Below are 24,959 nucleotides of genomic sequence, written 5' to 3'. Positions count from 1 at the left end.
GGCTTCTGTACGGTCATGCCGTTCACAAACGGAACGCGTCCCTGATTGGGACGTGCGTCACGTCAGGAGGGGTCTCAGGACCCGATGGACAGGTCCTTGATGATCTTGGCGACGTGGCCGGTGGCCTTCACGTTGTAGAAGGCGTGCTCCACCTTGCCCTCCTCGTCGACGACGACGGTCGACCGGATCACGCCCGTCACCGTCTTGCCGTACAGCTTCTTCTCGCCGAAGGCGCCGTACGCCTCCAGGGTCGTCTTCTCCGGGTCGCCGACCAGGGTGACCTTCAGGTTCTCCTTCTCGCGGAACTTCGCCAGCTTCTCCGGCTTGTCGGGGGAGACGCCGATGACGTCGTATCCCGCGGCGGCCAGCACGTCCAGGTTGTCCGTGAAGTCGCACGCCTGCTTGGTGCAGCCGGGGGTGAGGGCGGCCGGGTAGAAGTAGACGATGACCTTGCGGCCCTTGTGGTCCGCGAGGGAGACCTCGTTGCCGTCCGCGTCGGGAAGGGTGAAGGCGGGGGCGGTGTCGCCGGGCTGCAGTCGCTCGCTCATGGCTCTCCTCGGGATGGTTCGCGTACGCGAGGAGAGCCTAATGGGGGGAGACTGAGGGGGGTCGGGGACGGCCCATCGGTGGCGAAGCTGACAGACTGTCCGTCAACGACCGGAATACGACTACGGAGGCAGCGCGGTGTCGGAGTCCAGGACCCCTGCGCAGATCGAGGCGGACATCGTCCGCCGGCGCGAGCAGCTCGCCGTCACTCTCGACGAGATCGGCATTCGGATGCACCCGAAGACGATCATCGGGGACGCTAAGGCCAAGGTCGCCTCGACGGTCGACCAGACCGCCGGGCGGGCCTTCGTCGCCGTCAACCGGACGGTCTCGGATGTGAAGGCACGTTTCACCCATGAGGACGGAGCGCCCCGCCTGGAGCGTGTGGTGCCGGTGGCGCTGGTGGCCGTGGCGGTCATCGGGCTGGTCGCCTTCTCCTCCCGCAAGGGCAGGCGATGAGCGGGGGTGCCCCCTCCGCGCCCCGGGTGTCACGGCGGGGCAGGTAGGTTCACCCCGTGAGCGAGAACACGCACGACAAGCTGCCCATCCGGATGCTTCACGACCGGGTCCTGGTCCGCACCGACTCCCCGGAGGGGGAGCGGCGTTCCGGCGGCGGCATCCTGATTCCGGCGACGGCCGCGGTCGGCCGTCGTCTCGCCTGGGCCGAGGTGGTCGCGGTCGGTCAGAACGTCCGTACCGTCGAGATCGGTGACCGGGTGCTGTACGACCCGGAGGACCGGGCCGAGGTGGAGGTGCGGGGTGTCGCGTACGTCCTGATGCGGGAGCGCGATCTGCACGCGGTGGCCGCGGACCGGTTCCAGGGCGCGACGGACTCGACCGGCCTGTACCTGTAGGGACCAGTGGGACACCCCCTGGGCCCCGGTGAGCAGTGTCACCGGGGCCTTCGTGTGTCCTTTGCTAGCCTGGAGACACCCCGACGAGACGCGCCGTACCGGGTTCTGCGACAAGACGACGCACTCCTGTTGTTCCGTCTCGCGGAGGTGTCGTCGTCATGGCCTGGGTTCTTCTCGTCGTCGCGGGTCTGCTGGAAGTCGGCTGGTCGATCGGGATGAAGTACACCGACGGCTTCACCCGCCTGTGGCCGAGTGTGTTCACGGGCGCCGGGATCGTCGCCTCGATGCTGCTGCTGTCGCATGCCGCCAAGACGCTGCCGATCGGTACGGCGTACGGGGTGTGGGTCGGGATCGGTGCGGCCGGTGCGGCGGTGCTCGGCATGGTGGTGCTGGGTGAGCCGGCGACCGCCGCCCGGATCTTCTTCGTGTGTCTGCTGCTGGTCGCCGTGGTCGGTCTGAAGGCGACCTCGGGTCACTGACGGGTGCCGGGCCGGGGGTCGTCGGCACCGGGGTCGGTACGGAGGTCGTCGATCCGGGGGACGTCGATCCGGGAGTTGGTACGAGGGTCGTCGGTACGAGGGTCGTCCGTACGTGGGTCGTCCGTACGGGCGTCGTCGGTACGAGGGGGCCGGGGGCTGCGGGAGACCGTGGCGTCCGGCCCCGCCTCGCCCGTCAGGGGCGGCTCCGCGAACCCGGCCGACCGCCCCGCGCCCTCCGGGTCTCCACCGTCCCGCGCGCCCTCCGCCCCTTCCCCTTCCTCCAGGCCGTCCGGCATCGGCGGCGGCTCCTCCGTGCCGGGCATCAGCCGGAGGTCGAAGTCCTGCGGCGGGGTGGAGGCCAGTGCCTCCCGGGTGAACTGGCCCCAGATCTCGGCGGGCGCCCCGCCCCCGTTGATCCGGGGCAGGCCCAGCGCCCCGTACAGCGGCATCTGGCGGCCCGATTCGGGGTCCTGGCCCATCAGGGCGACGACGGTCGCGAGTTCCGGGGTGTAGCCGGCGAACCAGGCGGCCTTGTCGTCCTCGGCCGTGCCGGTCTTGCCCGCCGCGGGGCGGCCGGCGGTCTGCGCGGCCGTGCCCGTGCCCGTCTCGACGACGCTCCGCAGGATCGACGTGGTCGTGTCGGCGGCCTCCCGGCTCACCGCCTGCTGGGCGGGCGCGTCCGGCGGGGTCAGCTCGTGGCCGTCCCGGGTGATCCGTTCGACCAGGGTGTAGGCGCCGTGCCGGCCGTGTGCGGCCAGGGTGGCGTATGCCGTCGCCATGTCGAGGACGCTGGCCGTGGCGGGGCCGAGTGCGATGGAGGGGGAGGCGGTGAGGTCGGGGGTGGAGCCGGGCAGGCCGAGGGCGACGGCGGTCCGGCGTACGTGGCCGGGGCCGACGTCGACGGCCATCTGGGCGTACACGGCGTTCACCGACAGGTCGGTGGCGGTGCCGACGGGGATCTCGCCGTAGCTCTCGTCGTCCTCGTTGGCGGGGTCGTACGGGCCGCCGTTCCAGCCTTCGACCGGGCGCCGGTTGGTGCCGTCGTAGAGGGTGTGCGGGGTGATCGGTTCGCCGTACTGGGTCTGCGCCCCGCTCTGTACGGCGGCGGTGAAGACGAAGGGCTTGAAGGTGGAGCCGACCTGGTAGTCGCGGCGGGTGGCGTTGTTGACGTACTGCCGGGTGTAGTCGACGCCGCCGTACATGGCGAGGACCTCGCCGGTCGCGGGGTCGACGGCCGCGGCTCCGACCCGAACGTACCGGTCGGCGGGGGCGCTCGCCGGGTCGAGCCGGGAGGCGACGCGGTCCTCGACGGCCTGGACGAGCGCGTCCTGCTTGGCGGGTTCCAGGGTGGTGGTGATGCGGAAGCCGCCGCCGGCGAGGGTCTTCTCGTCGACGATCCCGCGGTCCGTGAGGTACTGCTCGACGGCCTGCACGAGGTAGCCGCGCTGCCCGGAGAGGCCGGTGGCGGGGCGGGCGGTCTGCGGGACGGGGAAGCGGGCGGCGGCGCGGTCGGCGGGGGTCAGCCAGCCCTCGGTGACCATGCCGTCGAGGACGTAGTCCCAGCGGGCGACGGCCTTGGCGTGGTTCTCGGGGTGGGTGGTGACGTCGTAGGCGCTGGGGGCCTTGAGGAGGGAGGCGAGGTACGCGCCTTCGGCGGTGTCGAGGTCTTCGACGTCCTTGCCGTAGTAGGCGCGGGCGGCGGCCTGGACGCCGTAGGCGTTCCGTCCGAAGTAGCTGGTGTTCAGGTAGCCCTGGAGGATCTCCTCCTTGCTCTTCTCGCGGCCGAGTCTGATCGCGATGAAGAACTCCTTCGCCTTGCGGGTGAGGGTCTGTTCCTGGCCCAGGTAGTAGTTCTTGACGTACTGCTGGGTGATGGTGGAGCCGGACTGGCGGCCCTTGCCGGTGACGGTGTTCCAGGCGGCGCGGAGCATCGCCTTGGGGTCGACGGCGCGGGAGGTGTGGAAGTCGCGGTCCTCGGCGGCGAGGACGGCCTGGCGGACGGGGAGCGGGACGCGGTCGAGCCGTACGTTCTCGCGGTTGACCTCGCCGTCGCGGGCGAGGGGGCTGCCGTCGCGGTAGAGGTAGACGTTGGACTGGGCGACGGCGGCGGCGTTGGCGGGCGGGATCTCCACGAGGAGGTAGCCGGCGACGAGGGCGCCGACGAGCAGCAGGGTGCCGAGCAGGAGGAGCCCCACGAGGGCGCGCAGGACGCGGCGGGGGCGGGAGCGTCTGGGGCGGCGGGGCGGGGGTGTCCGTGCGGGGAGGGTGGGGTCCCTCGGCTCCCAGCCGCCCTCCGGGGCCGGGTGGGATGGCCGGGGGGCGTCGGATTCACTCATGCCGGAGGAAAGGGACATGACACCAGATACTGCACCGAACGAGAGGAAAGTGCCGAAAGCGACCCGGATCTGACGTGAAATCCGGTCGCGGAGGCCTGCCGCCGACCACTAGGGTCGTGCGCTTCGCTGCCATTCGTGCCGGAAAGGGAACCTCATGCTGCGGCTGTACGCGATGGTGGCCGCGAGCGGGTTCCGGCGCCACGCCACCTACCGGGTGGCGACGGCGGCGGGGGTCTTCACCAACAGCGTCTTCGGCTTCATCCTGTCGTACACCTACATCGCCCTCTGGGACGAACGGCCGCAGCTCGGCGGCTACTCGATGGACGACGCCCTCGCCTACGTGTGGATCGGACAGGCGCTCCTCACCGTCTGCGGGCTGATGGGCGGCGGCTTCGAGGAAGAGCTGATGGAGCGGATCAGGACCGGCGACATCGCCGTCGACCTCTACCGCCCGGCCGACCTCCAGGCCTGGTGGTTCTCGGCCAACGCCGGCCGCTGCGCCTTCCAGCTGCTCGGCCGTGGCGCCGTCCCGATGGCGGTCGGCGCGCTCGCCTTCCGGTTCACCCTGCCGTCGGGACCGGGCGCCTGGCTCGCCTTCCTGGTGGCCGTCGCCCTGGGCTCGACCGTGAGCTTCGCGATCTGGTACCTGGCGGCGATGAGCGCGTTCTGGCTGCTCGACGGCCAGGGCGTGGTGCAGGTGGTCTGGCTGGGAGGCCTGTTCTTCTCGGGGATGCTGCTCCCGCTGAACGTGTTCCCCGGCGCGCTGGGCGAGGTCGCGCGGATGCTGCCCTGGGCGTCCCTGCTCCAGGTGCCGGCGGACGTGTACCTCGGGAAGTACGAGGGGGGCGCGGAGCTGGCGGGCGCGTACGCCTTCCAGGGCTGCTGGGCCCTCGTGCTGCTCGGCGCGGGGCGGCTGGTGCAGGCGGCGGCGACACGGAAGGTGGTGGTGCAGGGTGGCTGAGACGGCCGGCGGCGACCTGGCCCAGGAGCCCTCGCGTACGGGCCGGGAGTCCCCGCGTACGGGCCGGGGGTCCCCGCGTACGGGCCGGGGCTCCCCGCGTACGGTCCGGGAGTCCTGGCGTACGTCCCGGGGGAGGTCGGCGGACTCCTGGCGGACGTACCGGCTGGTGGCGGGCATGTGGATCCGGTCCACGATGGCGTACCGCGCGTCCTTCGCGCTGACGCTCGTGACCAGCTTCTGCGTCACCTTCTTCGACTTCGTCGTCATCCTCCTGATGTTCGGCCAGGTGGAGGGCCTCGGCGGCTTCGGCTTCGCGGAGGTCGCCCTCCTGTACGGGACGACGGGCACGTCGTTCGGGATCGCGGACCTGACGATGGGCTCGCTGCAGCGGATGGGGAGGCGGGTCAGGGACGGCTCGCTCGACGTGTTCCTGATGCGCCCGGCGCCGCTCCTCGCCCAGGTGGCGGCGGACAAGTTCGCGTTGCGGCGGTTCGGCCGGATCGCACAGGGCCTGTTCGTCCTGATCTGGGGCCTGGTCCTGCTCGACGTGACCTGGACGCCGGCGAAGGCGGTGCTGCTGCCCGTGTCGGTGGTCTGCGGGGCGGTGATCTTCTCCGCGCTGATGGTCCTCGGCGCGTCGGTGCAGTTCTGGATGCAGGACGCGGCGGAGGTCACGAACTCCTTCACGTACGGCGGGAACACCCTCCTCGGCTACCCGCCGACGATCTTCGCCCAGGAGCTGGTGAGGGGTGTCGTCTACGTGGTCCCGCTGGCGTTCGTGAACTGGCTGCCCGCCCTGTACGTGCTCGGCCGGCCGGCCCCGGCGGGCGTACCGGAGTGGACGGCGTTCGCCTCGCCGCTGGTGGCGGCGGCCTGTTGCGGGGTGGCGGGGATCGCGTGGCGGGCGGGGATCCGCTCCTACCGGTCGACAGGAAGCTGAACAAGGCCGAAGAGGGGCTGTGCAGGCCCAGGCCCAGGCAAGGAAGGGAGTCGAAGCACGGTGCCGTTCATCGAACTGGACTCACTGGAGAAGACCTTCACGGTCCGCCGGAAGGCGGGCCTGCTCCGCCGCGAGAGGAAGGAGGTCCGGGCGGTCGACGGCATCAGCTTCGGCGTCGAGCGGGGCGAGATGGTCGGCTACATCGGCCCGAACGGCGCCGGGAAGTCGACCACGATCAAGATGCTGACGGGCATCCTCACCCCCAGCGGCGGCCGGCTGCGGGTCGCGGGCATCGACCCGGCGCGCGAACGGACCCGGCTGGCCCAGCGGATAGGGGTGGTCTTCGGGCAGCGGACGACGCTCTGGTGGGACCTGCCGCTGAAGGACTCGTACCGGCTGATGCACCGCATGTACCGCATCCCCGACGCCCGCTACCGGGAGAACCTCGACCGCTGCGTCGAGCTCCTGGAGCTCGGCGACCTCCTCGACGTCCCCGTCCGGCAGCTCTCCCTGGGCCAGCGGATGCGCGGCGACGTGGCCGCCGCCCTCCTCCACGACCCGGAGGTGCTGTACCTGGACGAGCCGACGATCGGCCTGGACGTCGTCTCTAAGGGAAGGGTCCGGGAGTTCCTCCGCGACCTCAACACCACCCGAGGCACCACGGTCCTGCTCACCACCCACGACCTCACCGACATCGAGCAGCTCTGCTCGCGGGTCATGGTCATCGACCACGGGCGGCTGATGTACGACGGGGAGCTGGCCGGCCTGCACGCCGTCGGCGAGAGCGAACGGCTCCTGGTCGTGGACCTGGAACGCGAACTGCCCCCGATCGACGTGCCGGGAGCCCGTTTCGTACGGGCGGAAGGCCCTCGCCAGTGGCTCGCCTTCCCGGCCACGGCCTCGGCGGCGCCACTGGTGGCGGCGGTGGCTTCGGGGTACCCGCTCCTCGACCTCTCGGTGCGGGAGCCGGACATCGAGGCGGTGATCGCGAAGATGTACGGGGGAACTCGGGACGAGCGCCGGGAGTCCCTGAGGTAGGAGGTCGACTGATGGTGAGTTTCTCGTACACGGCGGCGGACGAGGAGAAGAGCAGAGGCGTCCGGCGCATGAAGACGCTGGCGACGTCCCTGCTGGCGGCGGTCGCCGTGATCTACGCCCTGGCCACCTGGGCGGAGAACGCGGGGTGGGGCGCCTGGACGGGCTATGTCGCGGCGGCGGCCGAGGCCGGGATGGTCGGCGCGCTCGCGGACTGGTTCGCGGTCACCGCCCTCTTCCGGCACCCGCTGGGCGTACCGATCCCGCACACGGCGATCATCCCGAAGAAGAAGGACCAGCTGGGGGCCTCGCTGGGCCTGTTCGTCGGCGAGAACTTCCTCTCCGCGGACGTCGTACGGGGCAGGCTGCACGCCTTCGGCATCGGCGGCCGCCTCGGCGCCTGGCTCTCGGACCCCGCGCACGCGGACCGGGTCACGGCGGAGGCGTCGACGGCGCTCCGGGGCGCGCTGACGGTCCTGCGCGACGCGGACGTCCAGGCGGTCGTCGGGGAGGCGATCACCCGGCGGGCCGAGGCGGTGGAGATCGGGCCGGGCCTCGGCAAGACCCTGGAGAAGATCGTCACCGACGGCGCCCACCGCCGCGCCGTCGACCTGGTGTGCACCCGGGCCCACGACTGGCTGGTGACGCACGGGGAGTCGGTGATGGACGCGGTGCAGGGCGGGGCGCCCGGCTGGACACCCCGCTTCGTGGACCGGCGCATCGGCGAGCGCGTCTACAAGGAACTCCTCCGCTTCGTGACCGAGATGCGGGACATGCCGGGCCACCCGGCGCGGGGGGCGATCGACCGCTTCCTCGCCGACTTCGCGGCGGACCTACAGGCCGACACGGACACCCGCGCGCGCGTGGAGCGGCTCAAGTCGGAGCTCCTCGCCCGCCCGGAGATCCAGGACATCATCGCCTCGGCGTGGTCCTCGGTCCGCGCGCTGATCATCGCGGCGGCGGAGGACGACCGCAGCCAGCTCCGCCTCCGCGCCCGCGCCTCCCTGCTCTCCCTGGGCAACCGCCTGTCGACGGACACCCGACTCCAGGAGAAGGTCGAGGGCTGGGCGGAGGACGCGGCGGCGTACGTGGTCACGACGTACCGCAACGAGATCACGTCCCTGATCACCGACACGGTGGCAAGCTGGGACGCCACCCAGACCTCGAAGAAGATCGAGGCGAACATCGGCCGCGACCTCCAGTTCATCCGCATCAACGGCACGGTGGTGGGAGCACTGGCGGGCCTGTTGATCTACACGGTGAGCCACGGGGTGGGCGGCTGAGGGTCGGGGGCTGGGTTGGGGCTTCTCGCTACTTCTGGCGGGTGACGGCCCAGGAGGCGGCGGCGACGGTCCCGGCGACGGAGAACACGGCGGGCCAGGCGCCGATCTTCTTGGCGAGGGGATGGGAACCGGCGAACGCGGCGACGTAGGCGGCACCGAGCCCGGCGGCCACCTTGGCCCCACCCGCCTGCTGCCACTCCCGCACGGCGACGGCCCCGGCCCCGGCGAGCACGACGCCACCGAGGGGCCGCTTCTTGGTCCACCGGGCGACGGCGTACCCACCGACGAGCCCGACGGCGGCGACGGCGGGGGAGGGGATGCGGGGCATGGCGGGGGCCTTCCTGTCGAACGGGTCGTCGTCCCCCGAGCCTACGAGGGCGCGGGAACGCGTGAGACACAGGCCGAGCAGAGGGTCTCGTCGGCGAGGGGCCGGAAGAGCATGGGCTGGATGTGATCGCCGGAGCACTCGCGGGTGCCTTGGAGCCGCGCGGAGAGCGTGGGCGGGGGCGAGGGCTCGGCCTTGAGGGGTGCGACGTCACGCAGCAGGTAGCGGACGAGGCCGCCGGGCCGGTGGACGGAGGTCCCGGGACCGGGCAGGCCACGGAGGATGTGTTCGTGGACGTCGGTGGGGGTGTGTCCGGCGTCGAGCCAGCGGGCGGCGAGGCGGGTGAGTTCTTCGCGCATGGCGGGCGGGATGTGCCGGAGGGCGGGAGAGAGCAGGGGGAGGGCGCCGACGAGGGCGCGGGCGTCGTCGAGGTGAGGGCTCTCGGCGGTGTCCGTCCGGGCGGGAAGGTTGGAGGTGTCTTCCTTCGGGTCTTTCTTTGGATGACGGTCGGCCGGCGGGGTGGTCGGCTGACCGGCGGCCGGTTTCCGGGGACTCGGTGCGACCTGCGGGGATACGCGGTTGGTACAGGTGGGGGCGGGTGTCCGAGAGAGAAGCTTGATGGCCTCGTCGGAGGTCAACGGGGTGCTGGAGACGAGCTGTTGGGTCATCCAGTGTCCCCCGGGGCCCTGGACCCGGCGCTCGTGCACGAACCCCTCCTCCATGAGCTGTCGCTTGGCGCGGGTGAAGGCGCATGACCCGATCCGGGCACGTTCGGCAGTTCGGGAGAGGGGTTCGCGGGCGCCCTGGGGGAGGGAGAGCTGCCAGGTCAGAAGCCGGACGGCGTTGGCGCTGAGCCGGGGGTGCCGAATGATCTCGTGCGAGAACTGGCTGTAGGCACGGGAGGGCGCGTTAAAGTGCCGGTAGATCACGGTGGAGTCCTGTTCCATCTGTGGTTCAGGCCCTCGCGATGGTTGGCGCCATCGACGGGGGCCGTTTTGCGCGACCGTACGTCACTAAGTGCGTCCAAATAGGCACATGGGGTGAAGATCGCCCGTGTGGGTGACGAGGGGCGGCCGGGGGCGGGGGCCTACGCGGCCATGTCCAGTGCGGTGCCGGTCGGTTCACGTCCCGTACGGCGGCGGTGTCCTCGCGGGCCTCAGCGCTCGGAGGCGTCGCGCCAGTAGTCCTCGAGCATCTCGCCCGGCCACGTCGGCTGAGTGACGGGCCCCCGGGGGAGCATTTCGCGGAACACCGCGACCAGATCGACGACCTGAGTGCCTTCATCCGCGTCGAGGTCCGTGACGTGCAGGTCGCGTCCGTCGACCTTGATGAGTCGCGGGAAGGAGGTAGCCAGCCGGGCCGGGCGCCGATGGTTGTGGTGCACGAAGGTGCCGGTCGCCGGCCACGCGGGGTTGTCGCGAGGACTGCGCGCGTGCAGCGCGACATCGTCCGGGGAACCGAGGTTGAAGAACCACGTCACCTGGAGGTGCGAGAACTCCTCGATCCCCTGCAGGGTCTCCACGGGAAACTCCGGCCGCAGCCGAATGATCGACTCCACACCACCCTTGAAGTCGTCGAGCCGCCCCACGTGCCCCCCGACCACATCGGCAATAACCGGCACCTCAATGATCTGCGCAGCCATGGACATCTCAGCGCCCTGCAGGGAAAGGCTTGAGCTGGTCGACGGAGATCCCGTGAACAAACTCCTGCCAAGCAGCGGATCTCAGGGCGAGCGTTGGCCCCTCGGGACGCTTGGAGTCCCGCACGAGCGTGCCCGTGTTTGTGTGGGCACACTCCACACACTCGGTCGCATTGGCGCCGCTGTACGACGACTTGAACCAAACCCGAGTCGGTTCTGAAGGCTGCGGAGAGGACACCTAGAGCTCCTTGCGGATGCGATGGATCAGAGAGAACGAAGCTTCCATGTCCAACGCTTGTGCCCGCAGGTACTCGAACGCAAGTCTGTAGCGATCCAGTTCGTCGGCTGTCTCCATGAACAGCGAGCCGGTGTGCAGATCGACGTAGACGACATCGAGGGCAGGCTCGGCAGCTCCGAGGATGACGAAGCTTCCCAGTGCCGCAGCATGCGCGCCCTTGGAGAAGGGCAGTACTTGCAGTGTGATCTGCGTGGCTTCGTTCGCTTCGAGCAAGCGGTCGAGCTGTGCCCGCATCACCTCTGGAGAGCCGACGACCCTACGCAGGACGGACTCGTCCAGGATGGCCCAGAGGTGGGGCGGCTTGGGCCGGCTCAGGATCTCCTGCCGCTTCATGCGGATGTCGACCAGCCGATCGATTTCCCGTTGGTCTAGGCGGAGCTCGTTCGCCTGTTGCAGGGCGGTGCTGTAGTCCCGTGTCTGGAGCAGGCCGGGGATGTAGACGCAACAGAAGTGATCTTCGCGGACAGCCTCGTCTTCCAGGGTGAGAAGCAAGTTCATGCTCTCCGGGATCGAGTCGGCGATGGTGCTCCACCAGCCCTGCTGCTTGGCATCCTTGGCCAAGGCAACCACTGCTGCCCGCTCTGCGTCGCCCGCACCGTACTCGCGGCACAAGGCATCGACGATGGGCCATTTCACGGGGCCGGACTGGGTTTCGTAACGGCTCACCGTCGCCTTGGAGACGCCGACGCGGCGTCCGGCTTCCTCCAAGGTCATGCCGGACCGCGCCCGCAGTTTGCGCATGGTCGATCCGAGTTGGCGACGGCGAGTCGTCGTCCTTGATGGCAAGGCGGCTGCCCTTCGTAGCTGTTCATTGCCCATCTCCGAGCCCAAACAGGCTATGTGGCGGGGGTGTTGGTATCGCTCGATTCACCCGATCGAGTCTCATGAGAAGTTACACAGCGAGAAGTCTCACTGACATACTCACTCCGGTGGGGGTCACACAGCGTCGCCGCATGAGCGCGGTGGGTTCGTTGCGGGGTGGCCAGAGAGGGGAGTCTCGCTATGGCATTCAGGGGAGATGACGCCAGCGCGCTGCGCTGTGTCCTGCCGTTCGAAGCGGTGCCCGGTGAATTCAGACTGCTGCGCAGCGCTGTCCGCTCGACGCTGGGACAGTGGGGCGTGCCGGGCGCGGCGGATGAGGTCGAACTGGTGGTGACGGAGCTCGCGACGAACGTCATGAAGCACGTCGGCGAAGGCGCTGCGGCGACCCTGGTACTCGAACCGCGTGGAAGTCGCCTGCGGGTCGAGCTGCATGACAAGAGCCCGGTGATGCCGAAGCAGGTCGGCGTAGCCGACTGCCGGCAGGAGTGCGGCCGAGGGTTGCATCTCGTGGCGTCGATGTCAGTCGACTGGGGCACGTTGCTCACGGGGACGGGTAAGACTGTCTGGTGTGAGGTGACGGTGGTCGCTGACGCCGTGTACGCCCGAGCTCAGCGCGCGTACACGCTTCTCGGCAGCTACCGAGAGCTTCTCGGAGTGAGGGTGCCGCGTCAGGTCTCGCGCTCCAGAGTGAACCAGGAGGCGGCTGTCACGCTGATCGCCGACCTGCTCGTCTGGCTCACCCTGCAGGGCAGTGATCCCGACGAGGCGCTCTACCGAGCGCAGCAGCTCTACGAGGCCGGCGAAGCTGCGTGACGGGCGACAGCGCGGATTTTCTCCCGGAGGTCGTCGGGTGTGCGCCAGGCTTCCCCCATGTAGTTCCTGTGGCACATGCGATGACAGTTCGCACACAGCAGCGCGAGGTCTTCCAGTCGGGTCTCGCTGGGGCCGGCGACGTGAAGGGGTGTGATGTGGTGCACCTCGATGTAGTCGGCGCCGAGCGGTCCGTAGGTGGCGCCGAAGTCGAACGCGCACGCCTCGCACCGAATGGGCTCGTTCAACCTCCGGACCTGCTGGATCTTCCGGTTGCGGAGTCCACGGTCGCGCTCACGGTGAAGGGCCAGGCGAACGAGCAGACGTCCCTCGCGGGCGCTCGACTCCCCGTCCTCATCCACCTCATCTGGCTGGACGGGGGCGTCGTACAGCTCGCCGCTGGCGATTCCTGCGCGCAGAGCGTATGCGGCAGCCAGCATCCCCTTCGGGTCTGCCAGGAAGTCGGCGACGACGTTCTGCGTGGGGCGTCCCCCCTTGGTCGCGCCTCCCGCGTGGTCGGGGTGGGCGGTGGCTATGTCGGTGGTTTTCCGGCTGACGCTGTTCCGCGACCGGAACCGGGAGTCGACAGCGGCGTTCCCGTGCAAGGGGAGGGATCGGAGGAGGTCAGAGAGCTCCTGGACGCGCACGTCGTTCTGTCGCAACTCGCGCCAGTCGTTCTCCATGACGAGCGCGCATGCAAGCAGCAGTTCGTCCCTAGCCCACGAGATTTGCGCCATGCCGCTGATCGTACAAGTGTTCCCTGTTGGTGTGGAGTGGCTGAGGAGGCTTCGGGATGACGCACACTGGGTGGGCGCTGTCAGTGCGGCCTGTCACTCTCTGTGATGACTGGCGAACGAAGCGCCAGCGAGGTACGCGGTCCAAGGAGGGTGCATGACCAGCACTGAGGCGGAGTTCACTTCAATCGAGATCTGTGCTGGAGCCGGCGGGCAAGCCATTGGGCTGCATGCCGCCGGGTTCAGGCACCTTGCGCTCGTGGAGATCGACAAGCACGCGGCGGCGACGTTGCGGCGGAATATCGAAACGCGAGCGGACTGGGCCTGGGAGAAGCAGCACTGTGACCTCGAGCACGGGGATGTGAAGGACTTCAAGCCGTTGGTGGAGGTGAAGAGGGACGGCAGGCTCATCGAGCCTGAGGAACTGGACCTTCTGGCCGGCGGTGTGCCGTGCCCGCCCTTCTCTCATGCGGGAAAGCAGCTCGGCCGGTCGGACGAGCGCGATCTCTTTCCGGAGATGCTCCGTCTCGTCACGGACCTGAGGCCCCGTGCGGTCATGATCGAGAACGTGCGCGGGATCCTGGATCCGAAGTTCACCGACTACCGGGACTTCATCGAGGCCAGGCTGCAAGGCGGCTCGTATCGCGCGGAGGACGGCTCCACCGTTCACGACGATGGACTCGGCTACGTCGTGTGTCACTGGGGGCTTCTGGAGGCCAGCAACTTCGGCGTTCCGCAGCTTCGGCCGCGGGCGATTCTCGTCGCCATTCGCGAGGACGTCCTCGAGAGTGTCAAGGGGGACGTGAAGTACGAGTGGCCGGCGCCGACGCACGAGGATGCGGTGAGTGTCGTGGCAGCGCTTGATGAGACGATGCGCGCGCGGTACGAGGCGTACTACGACGGACCGCGTGACGGAGAGGCGAGGGCTGCCTACGAGCGGTGGTACATGAAGGCCACAAAGCGCCACGAGGAGCTGCTGGCCAAGAACAGCGCCGGCATCGCACCCACCCTCGTGGGCGGCTCGAAGAAGCACGGCGGGGCTGACCTGGGCCCGAGCCGGGCCAAGGCTGCCTGGAGGCAGCTAGGTGTCTCGGGTCTTGGCGTGGCCAACGACATCGAGATGTGCGAGAAGAAGGGGTCTGAGGATCGCGACCTCTTCGGCCCCGAGGGGCCGATGCTGACCGTCGAACAGGCGGCCATCATCCAGGGCTTCCCGAAGGACTGGATCTTCGACGGCGGCAAGACTGCGCAGTACCGGCAGGTGGGCAATGCCTTCCCGCCGCCGGTGGCCGAGGCTGTGGGAAGGTCGATCATGGATGTCCTGAAGGCCGCCCGTGAGCGGGACGCTCAGGAATCCTGACCGCCAGCTCCTGTGTCACTCACCGTGCCCTTGCCCCGTGCAAGGGCACGGTGCTTTTCGACCTCAGCTGCAATGCGTACAACGCATCCCTCCGGGGCTTCGTGTTCCCAGAACCTGAGGACAGTCCAGCCTGCTTCTTCCAAGCGCTGATCTGTATCCCGGTCGCGAGCCATGTTCCGAGCAACTTTGTCTGACCAGTAACCGGGGTTGGTTTTGGGTGCCACATAGTGGTCGGGGCAGCCGTGCCAGTAGCAGCCATCGATGAAGACGGCGATCTTCGCGGGTCGGAAGACAATGTCGGCGGTCCTCCGCAGCTCAGGAAGAGGCTTGGCCGCCACGCGGTAGCGCAGCCCCTGAGCATGGAGCAGCCGGCGCACCAGCTGTTCCGGCTTGGTGTCACGGCTGCGGATCGCCTGCATATTGCGGCGCCGCGCCTCGGAGGAGGCCCACGAGCCTTCTGGCGGCAGCCATTCTGTGCCCTGAATGTCTTCGGTCATGCACTCAAACCCTCCGGCTACCAGCCTGCCAGAGTTCCCGCTAGCTGCTCGTACGGTAGAACCCTGCCTTGCTCGACACACTCCTGCCAGTCATCCTTCTGCTGGCTGTTTCCCACCGCATCTACTGCTTTCGCCAGGGATTCGAAGGCGATGTGGTAAACCGCGTCTACCTCTCCAGTTCCCCGAGCGATTGCCGCGATGCGGCTGGGCATGGGCTCTGCCGTCACTGCCACGAGGTGGGGGAGGCGTCCGCGCCTGTGGCGGATCATCTGCAGAAATTCATGCCGGATGTTTTGGACGCGGTCAGATCGGATGGTCCACTTGCAAGAGACCGCCGCGTGAAGGAATGGCTGAGTGGCTCCCAGCTGAGGCGAGTCGTCCATGCCGACGGTCACATCCGGCCGGATGATGTAGTCGCGTCCCAACTCGGTCCGCAGCTCGGGGTATTTCGTAAGCAGCCGAGAAATCTTGGCGAGATGCGTGTACTGACTGAACGCGCTGACAACCTTTTTGTGGTCGACTTGCCATTTGCGTTCGTCGTTCAGCTGGATAAGTGTCTCTGCGAGATCGAGGTGCACGGCTACTTCGAGGGCCGGACCGGGGTCTGCCTGCTTCGGTGCGGGAAATGTGCGAGGGATCTGCAGGTCCTCAAGTATGGCCGCGGCTAGACCTTTCGAGGTCTCGCTACTTGTATCGGCACTGTTGGGGACAAGGACCTTGGAGTTCTTTGGCAGCTTCCAGTTGAGCAGTTGGGCGGCGAAGGGTGCACTCATCAGTGGGCCTACTTGCTGTGAGAGGGAAGGGACGGCCCAGGTGCCGGAAGGTCCTCGGGCGAGGCGCATGCCCACAGTCGACCGTCAAGCATGACGCTGTGGCGGTCAGTCGGTGCCGTCACCTCGACGACACGTGAGCTCACGAACTCGCCCTCTTGGGGGACGGGTATCCCGAGTGCCGAGGCGATGCTGCGATGGCTTTCGTAGTCCCCCATGATGAGGATGCCCTCGTGGCGCAACGCCGAGCGCGAGCCGCCGTTCCCGCGGACTCGCTTCATGTAGTCCTTCTGCTGTGCGACAGTACGGACCACGTTCCGGCCGATGCGCCGGTGCTGGACGCGCCGAAACAGTTCGTTGAGCCGTGCCTGCCCTGACTTGTGAGCAAAGACAGCATTGCGATCCAGGTCAGACATGTGCAGCAGCACATTCTCCGGCAGTTCGGCATCCCGCCACAGCCAGGCAATCTTGTTGCGATGCTCAGCCTTGACGGTCAACTTCAGGTCGCGGTTGTTTCCGCGGTTGAGCCATTCGTCCTTGACTCGGAAGAGGCCAGCGCTCCACTGACTCTTCTTGTCGTCTGCCCACACCAGAAGACAGAGATGCCCCCGCGCTTCCGGAGGGATCATCCAACCGCCGAACTGCTGGGAGTACTTGCAGTCCACGTCGATGTCAGCTATCCGGTAGTCCATGTGGATGCCGTCATCGAACTTGAACTCGCGCTGGAGCTTGATCTCCACCAGCGTGCCGGCGTGAGTCTTCTCCGTCTTGTAGAGCGACTGCCAGTCGTAGCGCCCTGTGTCTTCGCCGTTGAGGAGCTGGTCGATCGTGTCCCGGAGGGTACGGGCGAAGCGCTGCTCGGCAAGGGGAATCTCCCGCAAGTGCATCCATACGGCACCGAGCTCAGGATCTTCCTGAAGTAGTGCCTGGGTTTGGATATTGAGAGCGGCAGAAACGTCCAGGGGTAGCAAGCGACGAGTCCTGTCTGTGAACGCGGTGTGACGAACGGCAGAGTGGCTGGGCGCGCTGCTGAGTGTCATGGCGGCGAACCGCACTATGTCAGCTCTGCCCGGGACCGCACTCGGACTACGGAAGATCTGAGCCGTGGCACTCCCCATACGTCCGCCCCGACCCGCACCAGCAGGAAGACGAGCGCGCCGGCGGCCACCCCGTCGCCCTGCCCCGGGCCGCCAGGGTCGTCGCGTACTGGGGGAGGAGGTCCGCGTTCGACGGGTGGGTGGACTCCGAGGCGGCGAAGGCTTCGTAGGAGGGGACCGTGGCGCGGACGATGCCCAGGTTGGGGGTGCCGGCCTGGGAGAGTTCGCGGAGGGAGGCCTCGATGTCCGTCAGGTGCGCCCGGTACGTGGGGTACTCCGCTTCCAGCTCCGGGTACGCGGCCAGCAGCTCGTCCAGTTCCGGTTCCGGCCAGTGGAGGACCGCCACCGGGAACGGGCGGGAGAGCGCCGTGCGGTACGTGCCCAGTTCCGAGCGGAGCCGGTCGATCTCCGCCTGGAGCTCCACCGGGTCCTCCGAGCCGAGGGACCACAGGCGCTTCGGGTCGTGCAGCTCGTCCAGCGGGACCACACCGGTGTGCAGGCGGTCCGCCCGTACGTCCCAGTCGTCGTGCGGCAGCGCCAGCATCCTGCGGACCCGGTGCCGGGTGATCAGCAGCGACTGGGTCGCGTGCGGCAGCTCCGGCGCGGCGCCAAGCAGGGTCGCCGCCTCCGTCAGCGTCGACTCCGCCGCCTCCAGCTCGTCGTGGGCCTCCAGCGTCTCCGCCGCGATCTCCCACGGCGCCGCCTCCGACGGCCGTGCGCTCCTGAGCCCGTCGATGATCGCCCGCGCCTCGGCCTCGTGGCCGTACTCCCACAGGTTCGCCGCCTTCAGCGCCCTGATCAGGTGCGGGTTCGCCGGCTCGGGGGACAGCAGGGAGTCGTAGAGGGCCGCCGCGGCGGGGCGGTCGCCCGCCAGTTCCAGGTGGGCCGCGGCCTGGAGGAGCAGGGGCTCCCGGTCCTCCGGGTACTGCGCGGCGGTGCGCAGCAGGCGCTCGGCTTCGGCGGTGTGGGCGGCAGGCGTGTCGGGGCGCATGCGCTCCACCGTACTGCTGTACATGCCTGGAGAGTTGGCGCCCCAGCCCTTATCGTGCCCCGCGTGCGGGCCAGGGTGGGGCAGCGGATACCGGTCGTCGTCCAGTCGCGAAGGCGGCGCCGTCCGGGCGTCCGGCTGCTCTGGGTGGGCGCCGAGACCGTCGTCACCTGTGGCGTCGTCCTGCTGCTCCTCGTCGTCCACCAGTTCTGGTGGACCAACCAGCAGGCCCGCGCCGAGGCCCGTCAACAGGTCCACGCGCTCGAACGGGAGTGGGGGATCTCTCCCTCCGTTCCCGCGCCTCTTCCTGTGCCTGTGGCCGAGACGACCTCTGTTCCCCCGGCCCCTGTTCCTTCCGGGGAACCCGCCTCCGGCGTCGACCGTCCCCTTCCCACCCGGACCGCCCCCCGCCCGACGGCCCCCGCCCCCTCCGCCGCCTTCGCCGTCCTCCGTATCCCCCGGATCGGCCTCACCGCGCCCGTCGCCCGCGGTGTCTCCAGGCGTTCCGTCCTCGACAAGGGGTACGTCGGGCACTACCCCGGCACCGCCGCCCCCGGCCGGACCGGGAACTTCGCCCTCGCCGGGCACCGGAACACCCACGGCGAGCCCTTCCGGTACCTCGACCGGCTTGCCGAGGGCGACGAGATCTCCGTGCGGACCCGGGACGCCACGTACACCTATCGCGTCGACCGGATCCTCTCCCGTACCGCTCCCCGGGACGTCGGGGTCATCCGGCCCGTGCCCCGCTCGCTCGTCAAGCCCTCGTACGGGTACGACGCTCCCGGCGCCTACCTCACCCTCACCACCTGCACCCCCGAGTTCAGCAGCGCCTACCGGCTCGTCGTCTGGGCGAAGCTCGTCCCGGGCCGGTGACCTCGCCCCAGTACGAGGGTGAGCGCGGCGCCGAGCAGCGCCAGGCCCGCCGAGGCGAGGACCGCCGTGTCGGGGCCCGCCGTCACCAGGGCCAGCGTCAGGGCCACGCCCGCCGAGGAGCCGATGTAGCGCGCGGTGTTGTTGGCGCCGGAGCCCATCGCCGCCCGCTCCGGGGGTACGGAGTCGACCGCGAGCCGGGGCAGCGCCGCGTTCAGGAGGCCGCTGCCCGCGCCCGCCACCAGCAGGCCCGGGACCAGGCGCGGCCAGGTGCCCGCCGGGCCCTGGAGCGTGCCGAGCAGGGCGAGGACCCCCGCCGCCGAGAGCAGGAACCCCAGGGCCAGTTGGTACGGGGCCGAGAGCCGGGCCGGCAGGCGGCGCGCCTGGAGGGCCACCACGAACGACGTGCCCGACCAGAGCACGAACAGCCACGCCGCCCCCAGCGGTGACATCCCCGACCCGCCCTGGACCAGCGCGGGCACCACGCTGAACAGGCCGATCACCGCCAGGCCCGTGAACAGCGCCCCCAGCGTCGACGCCAGGAACGCGGGCCGCCGCAGCAGCGCCAGATCCACCATGGGCGCCCGGCTCCGGCGCTCCACCGCCACGAAGAGCGCCGTCAGGGCGACGGACGCCAGCAGCGGGAGGCCCACCTGGGGGCGCAGCCAGCCGTCCCGGCCGAGGGTCAGGGCCGTGAGCAGCGCCGCCAGTGCCAGACCGAGGGACAGCGCTCCCGCGATGTCGGGCCGCGGCCTCGATCCCCCTGCCCGGGGCGGGGTGCGGCCGGCGCCCGGTTCCCGCGCCGTTGCCTTTCGCGCCGTGTCGCGGGCTTCCGGTGCCGGTCCCCGCGCCGCTTCCTCCCGCGCCTTGTCGCGGGCTTCCGGTGCCGGTCCCCGCGCCAGGTCGCCGGTGCCTGATTCCGGCCCTCGCGCCGGGGTGCCGGCCCCCGCCTCCGGCCCCCGCGCCGCTGTCTCCCGCCTGGGGTCGCCGACGCCTGATTCCGGTCCCCGCGCCGTGGCGACCGCCCCCGCCTCCGGCCCCCGCGCCCCCGTCTCACCCGGCAGGGTCCGCGCGCCCACCGCCGCCGTCACCAGTGCCGCCGCCCCGAGGACCCCGTACGCGAGCCGCCAGTCCGTCAGGCTCAGGGCGCCCGCGAGCAGGGGGCCGAGGGCGATGCCGCCGCTGACGGAGGCGCCCCAGATCCCGGTGGCCCGGATCCGGTCCCTGCCCGCCGGGTACGCGTGGGCCAGCAGGCCCAGGCTGCCCGCGAGGACCGCCGCGCTCGCCGCGCCCTGGGCGACCCGGGCCAGGGTGAAGACGAGTGTGGAGCCCGCGAGGGCGCCGAGGGCGGTGGTGACCCCGAGGGCGAGGGTGCCGAGCAGGAAGACGCGGCGGCGCCCGTGCGCGTCGGCGAGGCTGCCGGCCACCAGGAGGAGGACGGCGAGGCCGAGCGGGGTGCCGTTGAGGATCCAGGCCTGGGCGGAGGCCGGGGTCGCGAAGGCGGTGGCGATGTCGGGGAGGGTGACCATCGGCGCCGTGTAGTTCATCAGCGCCACGGCCGTGGCCGAGGCGGTGACGGCGAGGGCGGCCCCGGGACGGGAGGAGAGGGCGGAGGTCGAGGGAGGAGCGGTGGACGTGGACGAGGACACGGCGGGCAGCCTCCACCTGTCGGTTCGGTCAATGAACTCAAAAACGGTGGGGTCACGGTAGCAGGTTGGTTCAGTAAATGAACCTTGGCCGTTACGATGGTTCCCATGGCTCTCGGCAAGGACTACGCCCACCAGCAGTGCACCATCGCCCGTGCCCTCGAAGTCATCGGTGAGCGCTGGACCCTCCTGCTCGTCCGCGACGCCTTCTACGGCGTCCGCCGCTACAACGACTTCCTCGCGCACCTCGGCGCCCCCCGGGCCGTCCTCGCCACCCGCCTCCAGGCCCTCGTCGAGGCGGACGTCCTCGAACGGCGGCGCTACCAGGAGTCGCCCCCGCGCGACGAGTACGTGCTCACCGCCCGCGGCCTCGCGCTCTGGCCCGTCCTGCTCTCGCTCGGTGCCTGGGGCCGGACCGAGGACCCGGCGGCCGCACCGGTACGCCACTTCCACCACGCCGACTGCGGCACCGAGATCGGCGCGTACGGCACCTGCCCGGCCTGCCGCGTCCCCGTCCCGCCCGCCGACGTCGAGATGCGCCCCGGCGCCGGACTCGACCCGGACCCCGGCGATCCGGTCGGCCGCGCGCTGCTCGAACCCCGCCGCCTCCTCGAACCCCTCCGACTTCCCTCGCGCGACGGGAACTCCTGAGGGCCGCCGCGCGTCCTCCCGGTGAGACATCGAAGGACGGGATGTCGAAAGACGAGATGTCCACAGACACAGGGGCGGCCGTGAGGCCGCCCGGCGCACGCGGTGAGGAGGTGGCGGCATGACGGTCAGGGCCCTGGTCCTGCGGCTCGTCGCCCCGCTGTTCTTCCTGCTCGCCCTCGCCGACCTGCTCCTCTCCGACAGCGGTGGCGTCTCCGCCGCCGTCGCCCTCGCGGCGACCACCGTCGTCTGCGCCCTCTTCGGAGCCCGTACGGCCCCGGCGGTGCCGCCCACCGCCGTCCGCACGGCCATCCGTGACCGGGAGCGGCGCACCGCCTTCCTGCCCCAGCGCGATCCCGACGCCGCAGGCCGGCGCAGACCCCGCGCTCCCGGCCGTCTCCTCCCGACGGCCGCGTAGGAGCCCCCGCACACCACACCGGACAAGCCTTCACGCGGATCCGTCATGCCGAGAACCGACATCTCCCCGGCACGACGAGACCCCACGGAGGGCTCCCCATGTCCGTCTTCGCTTCCCTGGTCGAGCGGCTCGCCGACCTGCTCCAGCCGCTCTTCGCCACCACCGCCACGGCCGCCGCCATCGTCCTCTTCACCCTGCTCGTCCGGCTCGCGATCCACCCGCTGTCCCGGGCCTCGGCCCGCGGCCAGAAGGCCCGCACCCGGCTCGCGCCGCAGCTCGCCGAGCTCCGCAAGAAGCACGCCAAGAACCCCGAGCGGCTCGCGAAGGCGATCACCGAACTGCACGCGCGGGAGAAGGTCTCGCCCTTCGCCGGCATCCTGCCCGCACTGCTCCAGGCACCCGCGTTCCTGCTGATGTACCACCTGTTCGCCGGGGACCGGATGGCCGGGCACACCCTCTTCGCCGCCCCGCTCGGCGACCGCTGGGCCGACGCCCTCGGCGACGGCGGCGTCCTCGGCGCGGCCGGGGCGGTCTACCTCGTCCTCTTCGCGCTCGTCGCCGCCGTGGCCACCTTCACCTACCGGCGTACGAAGCGGCAGCTCGCCGCCCAGCCCCTCGACCTGGGACAGCCCACTCCCGGCGCCGGCACCATCGCCAAGATCATGCCGCTGCTCTCCTTCGGCACCCTGATCACGGTCGCCGTCGTCCCGCTCGCCGCCGCCCTCTACGTGGTCACCAGCACCACCTGGGCCGCCGCCGAGCGCGCCTTCCTCTTCCGCGAGGAAGCGGCCCCCCAGGCCCTTGCTACTCGTGCGTAAGGGTCCACTGCGTGAACGGGGTCTTGCAGAGTGACCCGTTGTCTTGGAGGATCGACCAATCCTCCGATGGCCGCACTCCATCGGCCGGGGTACCTCAGGGCCCTCCCCGGGCCCGCCTCGACCACAGGGAGAAGTCCATGAAGCTGCTGCGTGTCGGCCCGCCCGGAGCCGAGCGTCCCGCCCTGCTCGACCAGGACGGGACGCTCCGCGACCTGTCCGCCCTCGTCGACGACATCGACGGCAGTCTGCTCGCCGACGCCTCCGCCCTCGACCGGATCCGGGCCGCCGCCGGTGCCGGTGTGCTGCCCGCGCTCGACGCGACCGGGCTGCGCGTCGGCCCGCCCGTCGCCCGGATCGGCAAGGTCGTGTGCATCGGGCTCAACTACCACGGCCACGCCGCCGAGACCGGTCAGACCGCCCCGGCCGAGCCCGTCGTCTTCCTCAAGGCCGCCGACACCGTCGTCGGCCCGGACGACACCGTCCTCGTACCGCGCGGCTCGGTGAAGACCGACTGGGAGGTGGAGCTCGCCATCGTGATCGGGCGCACCGCCCGCTACCTGGAGACCGACGAGCAGGCCCTCGCGCACGTCGCCGGGTACGCCGTCGCCCACGACGTCTCCGAGCGCGAGTTCCAGATCGAGCGCGGCGGCACCTGGGACAAGGGCAAGAACTGCGAGACCTTCAACCCGCTCGGCCCCTGGCTGGTCACCGCCGACGAGGTGCCCGACCCGCAGGCCCTCGGCCTCAGGCTCTGGGTCAACGGCGAGCTCAAGCAGGACGGCCACACCTCCGACCAGATCTTCCCGGTCGCGGAGGTCGTCCGGTACGTCAGCCGGTTCATGACCCTCTACCCAGGCGACGTCATCAACACCGGCACCCCGGCCGGCGTCGCCATGGGACAGCCGGACCCCAAGCCGTACCTGCGGCCCGGTGACGTCGTCGAGCTGGAGGTCGACGGTCTCGGCCGGCAGCGGCAGGAGCTGAAGAGCGCCTAGCCGGACTGCCTGGTCGTACCGCCTGGTCGTACCGCTCGGGCGTAACGTCAGGGGCGACCTGGTCGTCACGCTCGGGCGTGAGCGTCAGGGGCGCCACCGCCGCCGGTCTCCTCCGGCGGCGGCGCGCCCGTGGCCTCAGCCCGAGGCGGCGGTGTGGGAGCCGAGCAGTCGTTCCAGCGCCTCGACGACCAGCGCGTGGTCCTCGGCCTGCGGCAGGCCCGAGACCGTGACCGAGCCGATCACGCCCACGCCCTCGACGGCCACCGGGAACGACCCGCCATGGGCGGCGTACCGGTCGGGGTCGAGCCGCGAGGAGGCCTCGAACGTCGTCCCCTTGGCGCGGAACCGGGCACCCACCAGGAACGAGCTCGACCCGTACCGCTCGACGACCCGTCGCTTGCGGTCGATCCAGGCGTCGTTGTCGGCGCTGGAGCCGGGCAGCGCGCAGTGGAACAGCTGCTGCGGACCGCGCCGGATGTCGATCGCCACCGGCGCCTCGCGCTCGCGGGCCATGCCGACGAGCAGGGTGCCGAGCGTCCAGGCGTCCTCGTACGTGAACCGGGGGAGGACCAACCGGGCCTCCTGGGCCTCCAGGACCTCGACCTCGTCCCCGTTCGTACGCCGGTCCTCGTCCGGACGCTGATCCTCGTTCGTACGCCGGTCCTCGCTCATGCGCCGATCCTCACCGTGACGCCCTCGCGGGCGGACCGCTTCGCCGCCTCCAGGACGTCGAGCGCGTCGGCCGCCTCGTACGCCGTGACCGGGTTCTCACCCGTGCCGCGCAGGGCGGCGGCCACGGCCGCGTAGTACGCCGGGTAGTCGCCCGGAAGCGACTCGATCGGGGTGCCGCCGCCGGTCAGCGGTGACTCGCCGGAGCCGAGCCGGCCCCACAGGGCCTCCGGCTCCGTGCCCCACACCGTGCCGCCCGGCACGGGCCGCAGCCCCTCGCGCAGGGCCGCCTCCTGCGGGTCGAGACCGTACTTCACGAAGCCCGCGCGCTGCCCGAGCACCCGGAAGCGGGGGCCGAGCTGGGCGGTGGTGGCGCTCACGTACAGATGGGAGCGGACGCCGTTCGCGTGGGTGAGCGCGAGGAACGTGTCGTCGTCGGCCTCGGCGCCCGGCCTACGGACGTCCGACTCGGCGTACACCGAGACCACAGGCCCGAAGAGGACGAGGGCCTGGTCGACGACGTGGCTGCCGAGGTCGTACAGCAGCCCGCCGATCTCCGCGGCCGCGCCGGACTCGCGCCAGCCGCCCTTCGGACGCGGGCGCCACCGCTCGAAGCGGGACTCGAAGCGCTGGACCTCGCCGAGCGCGTCCTCGGCGAGCAGATGGCGCAGGGTGAGGAAGTCGTTGTCCCAGCGGCGGTTCTGGAAGACCGAGAGCAGCAGGCCCCGTTCCTCGGCGAGGGCGCCGAGCTCGCGGGCCTCGGCGGCGGTCCCGGCCAGCGGCTTGTCGACGACGACCGGGAGGCCGGCCCGCAGGGCGGCGGTGGCCAGCGCGACGTGCGTCTTGTTGGGGGACGCGACGACGATCAGGTCCAGCTCGCCGGCGCCTCCCTCCCACAGCTCCTCGGGGGTGGCGGCGACCCGGACGCCGGGATGGGCGGCGCGGGCCTCGGCGGCCCGCTCGGGGTTGCCGGTGGTGACGGCGGCGAGGACCAGGTCCTCGGAGGCGGCGATCAGCGGGGCGTGGAAGACGGAGCCCGCGAGGCCGTAGCCGACGAGTCCGACGCGGAGGGGGGTGCGGGGGGCGGTGCCAGTCGAGTCCGTGCCAGTCATACGGCCACT

29 protein-coding genes and 1 riboswitch are annotated in these 24,959 nt (G+C 70.4%); of the genes, 14 read left to right on the top strand and 15 right to left on the bottom strand.

Features of this window, described 5'->3' with window-relative positions:
• Window positions 1-74: 74 nt before the first annotated feature.
• On the bottom strand, window positions 75-548 hold the full coding sequence (gene bcp, locus AMK29_RS04895) for a thioredoxin-dependent thiol peroxidase (RefSeq protein ID WP_073807853.1): 474 nt from the start codon (window positions 546-548) through the stop codon (window positions 75-77).
• Between the two features lie 136 nt (window positions 549-684).
• On the opposite strand from bcp, the gene AMK29_RS04890 reads away from it, so the two are divergent.
• From AMK29_RS04890 to AMK29_RS04880, 3 genes are all read left to right on the top strand, one after another.
• Complete coding sequence (locus AMK29_RS04890; protein ID WP_073807851.1) at window positions 685-1,005, top strand: DUF3618 domain-containing protein; 321 nt, start codon at window positions 685-687, stop codon at window positions 1,003-1,005.
• Window positions 1,006-1,061: 56 nt separating this feature from the next.
• Entirely contained in the window at window positions 1,062-1,400 is a 339-nt protein-coding gene (locus tag AMK29_RS04885) for a GroES family chaperonin (RefSeq protein WP_073807849.1), read from the top strand.
• Between the two features lie 62 nt (window positions 1,401-1,462).
• Window positions 1,463-1,525, top strand: a riboswitch (guanidine-III (ykkC-III) riboswitch).
• A 33-nt stretch (window positions 1,526-1,558) separates the two neighbouring features.
• Entirely contained in the window at window positions 1,559-1,879 is a 321-nt protein-coding gene (locus AMK29_RS04880) for a DMT family transporter (protein WP_028811654.1), read from the top strand.
• On the opposite strand, the gene AMK29_RS04875 is transcribed toward AMK29_RS04880, so the two are convergent.
• Window positions 1,873-4,215, bottom strand: a complete 2,343-nt coding sequence (locus AMK29_RS04875) for a transglycosylase domain-containing protein (RefSeq protein WP_241845105.1) — start codon at window positions 4,213-4,215, stop codon at window positions 1,873-1,875. The two genes, AMK29_RS04880 and AMK29_RS04875, sit on opposite strands and share 7 nt — an antisense overlap.
• A 157-nt stretch (window positions 4,216-4,372) precedes the next feature.
• Here AMK29_RS04875 and AMK29_RS04870 point away from each other — a divergent pair, with 157 nt between their 5' ends.
• Genes AMK29_RS04870 through AMK29_RS04855 form a run of 4 tightly spaced genes read left to right on the top strand, consistent with a single transcriptional unit; the run spans window position 4,373 to window position 8,434 of the window.
• Window positions 4,373-5,176 carry an ABC transporter permease gene (locus tag AMK29_RS04870; RefSeq protein ID WP_073808319.1) on the top strand — a complete coding sequence of 268 codons (804 nt, stop codon included), beginning with the start codon at window positions 4,373-4,375 and terminating at the stop codon, window positions 5,174-5,176.
• Window positions 5,169-6,116 (top strand): ABC transporter permease, encoded by a 948-nt coding sequence (locus tag AMK29_RS04865; protein ID WP_073807846.1) that lies wholly within the window; start codon window positions 5,169-5,171, stop codon window positions 6,114-6,116. Before AMK29_RS04870 ends, AMK29_RS04865 begins: the two co-directional genes overlap by 8 nt.
• Before the next feature lie 60 nt (window positions 6,117-6,176).
• The gene (locus AMK29_RS04860; protein ID WP_073807844.1) at window positions 6,177-7,154 is read left to right on the top strand and encodes an ABC transporter ATP-binding protein; all 978 of its coding nucleotides are present in this window, start codon (window positions 6,177-6,179) and stop codon (window positions 7,152-7,154) included.
• A gap of 11 nt (window positions 7,155-7,165) precedes the next feature.
• The gene (locus tag AMK29_RS04855) at window positions 7,166-8,434 is read left to right on the top strand and encodes a DUF445 domain-containing protein (protein ID WP_073807841.1); all 1,269 of its coding nucleotides are present in this window, start codon (window positions 7,166-7,168) and stop codon (window positions 8,432-8,434) included.
• Between the two features lie 28 nt (window positions 8,435-8,462).
• Here the strand turns inward: AMK29_RS04855 and AMK29_RS04850 are convergent, their stop codons facing one another.
• The 5 genes from AMK29_RS04850 to AMK29_RS04830 all read right to left on the bottom strand — a co-directional run bounded on the left by AMK29_RS04850 (window position 8,463) and on the right by AMK29_RS04830 (window position 11,482).
• A complete protein-coding gene (locus AMK29_RS04850) occupies window positions 8,463-8,762 on the bottom strand; it encodes a hypothetical protein (RefSeq protein ID WP_073807838.1) in 300 nt (99 codons plus the stop codon).
• Window positions 8,763-8,803: 41 nt separating this feature from the next.
• Window positions 8,804-9,706 (bottom strand): hypothetical protein, encoded by a 903-nt coding sequence (locus AMK29_RS04845; RefSeq protein WP_241845103.1) that lies wholly within the window; start codon window positions 9,704-9,706, stop codon window positions 8,804-8,806.
• 209 nt (window positions 9,707-9,915) lie between these two features.
• Entirely contained in the window at window positions 9,916-10,401 is a 486-nt protein-coding gene (locus AMK29_RS04840; RefSeq protein ID WP_073808314.1) for a TrmO family methyltransferase domain-containing protein, read from the bottom strand.
• A gap of 7 nt (window positions 10,402-10,408) precedes the next feature.
• Window positions 10,409-10,636, bottom strand: coding sequence for a DUF397 domain-containing protein (locus AMK29_RS04835; RefSeq protein WP_073807835.1), 228 nt, complete (start codon window positions 10,634-10,636; stop codon window positions 10,409-10,411).
• On the bottom strand, window positions 10,637-11,482 hold the full coding sequence (locus AMK29_RS04830) for a helix-turn-helix domain-containing protein (protein WP_107422516.1): 846 nt from the start codon (window positions 11,480-11,482) through the stop codon (window positions 10,637-10,639). It abuts the gene before it with no gap.
• A 216-nt stretch (window positions 11,483-11,698) separates the two neighbouring features.
• Between AMK29_RS04830 and AMK29_RS04825 the strand changes: the two genes are divergently transcribed.
• Window positions 11,699-12,331: an ATP-binding protein gene (locus AMK29_RS04825; RefSeq protein WP_073807829.1), complete on the top strand. Its 633-nt coding sequence runs from the start codon at window positions 11,699-11,701 to the stop codon at window positions 12,329-12,331.
• On the opposite strand, the gene AMK29_RS04820 is transcribed toward AMK29_RS04825, so the two are convergent.
• Window positions 12,307-13,065: an HNH endonuclease gene (locus tag AMK29_RS04820; RefSeq protein WP_073807826.1), complete on the bottom strand. Its 759-nt coding sequence runs from the start codon at window positions 13,063-13,065 to the stop codon at window positions 12,307-12,309. The genes AMK29_RS04825 and AMK29_RS04820 overlap by 25 nt on opposite strands.
• A gap of 154 nt (window positions 13,066-13,219) precedes the next feature.
• On the opposite strand from AMK29_RS04820, the gene AMK29_RS04815 reads away from it, so the two are divergent.
• Complete coding sequence (locus AMK29_RS04815; protein WP_073807823.1) at window positions 13,220-14,422, top strand: DNA cytosine methyltransferase; 1,203 nt, start codon at window positions 13,220-13,222, stop codon at window positions 14,420-14,422.
• On the opposite strand, the gene AMK29_RS04810 is transcribed toward AMK29_RS04815, so the two are convergent.
• From AMK29_RS04810 to AMK29_RS04795, 4 genes are all read right to left on the bottom strand, one after another.
• Window positions 14,410-14,919 (bottom strand): very short patch repair endonuclease, encoded by a 510-nt coding sequence (locus AMK29_RS04810; protein ID WP_073807820.1) that lies wholly within the window; start codon window positions 14,917-14,919, stop codon window positions 14,410-14,412. The genes AMK29_RS04815 and AMK29_RS04810 overlap by 13 nt on opposite strands.
• 17 nt (window positions 14,920-14,936) lie before the next feature.
• Window positions 14,937-15,692 (bottom strand): NgoMIV family type II restriction endonuclease, encoded by a 756-nt coding sequence (locus AMK29_RS04805; RefSeq protein ID WP_073807817.1) that lies wholly within the window; start codon window positions 15,690-15,692, stop codon window positions 14,937-14,939.
• Between the two features lie 8 nt (window positions 15,693-15,700).
• A complete protein-coding gene (locus AMK29_RS04800) occupies window positions 15,701-16,660 on the bottom strand; it encodes a NaeI family type II restriction endonuclease (protein WP_073807814.1) in 960 nt (319 codons plus the stop codon).
• Window positions 16,661-16,775: 115 nt separating this feature from the next.
• Complete coding sequence (locus tag AMK29_RS04795) at window positions 16,776-17,777, bottom strand: SEC-C domain-containing protein (protein ID WP_073807812.1); 1,002 nt, start codon at window positions 17,775-17,777, stop codon at window positions 16,776-16,778.
• Between the two features lie 63 nt (window positions 17,778-17,840).
• Between AMK29_RS04795 and AMK29_RS04790 the strand changes: the two genes are divergently transcribed.
• Window positions 17,841-18,647: a class E sortase gene (locus AMK29_RS04790; protein WP_143202884.1), complete on the top strand. Its 807-nt coding sequence runs from the start codon at window positions 17,841-17,843 to the stop codon at window positions 18,645-18,647.
• On the opposite strand, the gene AMK29_RS34950 is transcribed toward AMK29_RS04790, so the two are convergent.
• Window positions 18,605-20,191: an MFS transporter gene (locus tag AMK29_RS34950; RefSeq protein WP_241845135.1), complete on the bottom strand. Its 1,587-nt coding sequence runs from the start codon at window positions 20,189-20,191 to the stop codon at window positions 18,605-18,607. The genes AMK29_RS04790 and AMK29_RS34950 overlap by 43 nt on opposite strands.
• 207 nt (window positions 20,192-20,398) lie before the next feature.
• Here AMK29_RS34950 and AMK29_RS04780 point away from each other — a divergent pair, with 207 nt between their 5' ends.
• From AMK29_RS04780 to AMK29_RS04765, 4 genes are all read left to right on the top strand, one after another.
• Complete coding sequence (locus AMK29_RS04780) at window positions 20,399-20,941, top strand: winged helix-turn-helix transcriptional regulator (RefSeq protein ID WP_079196744.1); 543 nt, start codon at window positions 20,399-20,401, stop codon at window positions 20,939-20,941.
• Window positions 20,942-21,059: 118 nt separating this feature from the next.
• Complete coding sequence (locus AMK29_RS04775) at window positions 21,060-21,356, top strand: DUF6412 domain-containing protein (RefSeq protein WP_073807807.1); 297 nt, start codon at window positions 21,060-21,062, stop codon at window positions 21,354-21,356.
• A gap of 98 nt (window positions 21,357-21,454) precedes the next feature.
• Window positions 21,455-22,174 carry a YidC/Oxa1 family membrane protein insertase gene (locus AMK29_RS04770; protein WP_073807805.1) on the top strand — a complete coding sequence of 240 codons (720 nt, stop codon included), beginning with the start codon at window positions 21,455-21,457 and terminating at the stop codon, window positions 22,172-22,174.
• Between the two features lie 137 nt (window positions 22,175-22,311).
• A complete protein-coding gene (locus AMK29_RS04765) occupies window positions 22,312-23,169 on the top strand; it encodes a fumarylacetoacetate hydrolase family protein (RefSeq protein ID WP_073807803.1) in 858 nt (285 codons plus the stop codon).
• A 135-nt stretch (window positions 23,170-23,304) separates the two neighbouring features.
• On the opposite strand, the gene AMK29_RS04760 is transcribed toward AMK29_RS04765, so the two are convergent.
• Window positions 23,305-23,841 carry a heme-degrading domain-containing protein gene (locus AMK29_RS04760; protein WP_241845102.1) on the bottom strand — a complete coding sequence of 179 codons (537 nt, stop codon included), beginning with the start codon at window positions 23,839-23,841 and terminating at the stop codon, window positions 23,305-23,307.
• A complete protein-coding gene (locus AMK29_RS04755; RefSeq protein WP_073807801.1) occupies window positions 23,838-24,950 on the bottom strand; it encodes a Gfo/Idh/MocA family protein in 1,113 nt (370 codons plus the stop codon). The genes AMK29_RS04760 and AMK29_RS04755 overlap by 4 nt, the downstream gene beginning before the upstream one ends.
• Window positions 24,951-24,959: the final 9 nt, after the last annotated feature.

The sequence above is a fragment of the Streptomyces sp. CB02261 genome, assembly GCF_001905665.1.
Classification (GTDB): Bacteria; Actinomycetota; Actinomycetes; order Streptomycetales; family Streptomycetaceae; genus Streptomyces.
The sequence above is the reverse complement of the archived record's forward strand: the minus strand, read 5'-3'. Positions and strand labels throughout refer to the sequence as shown.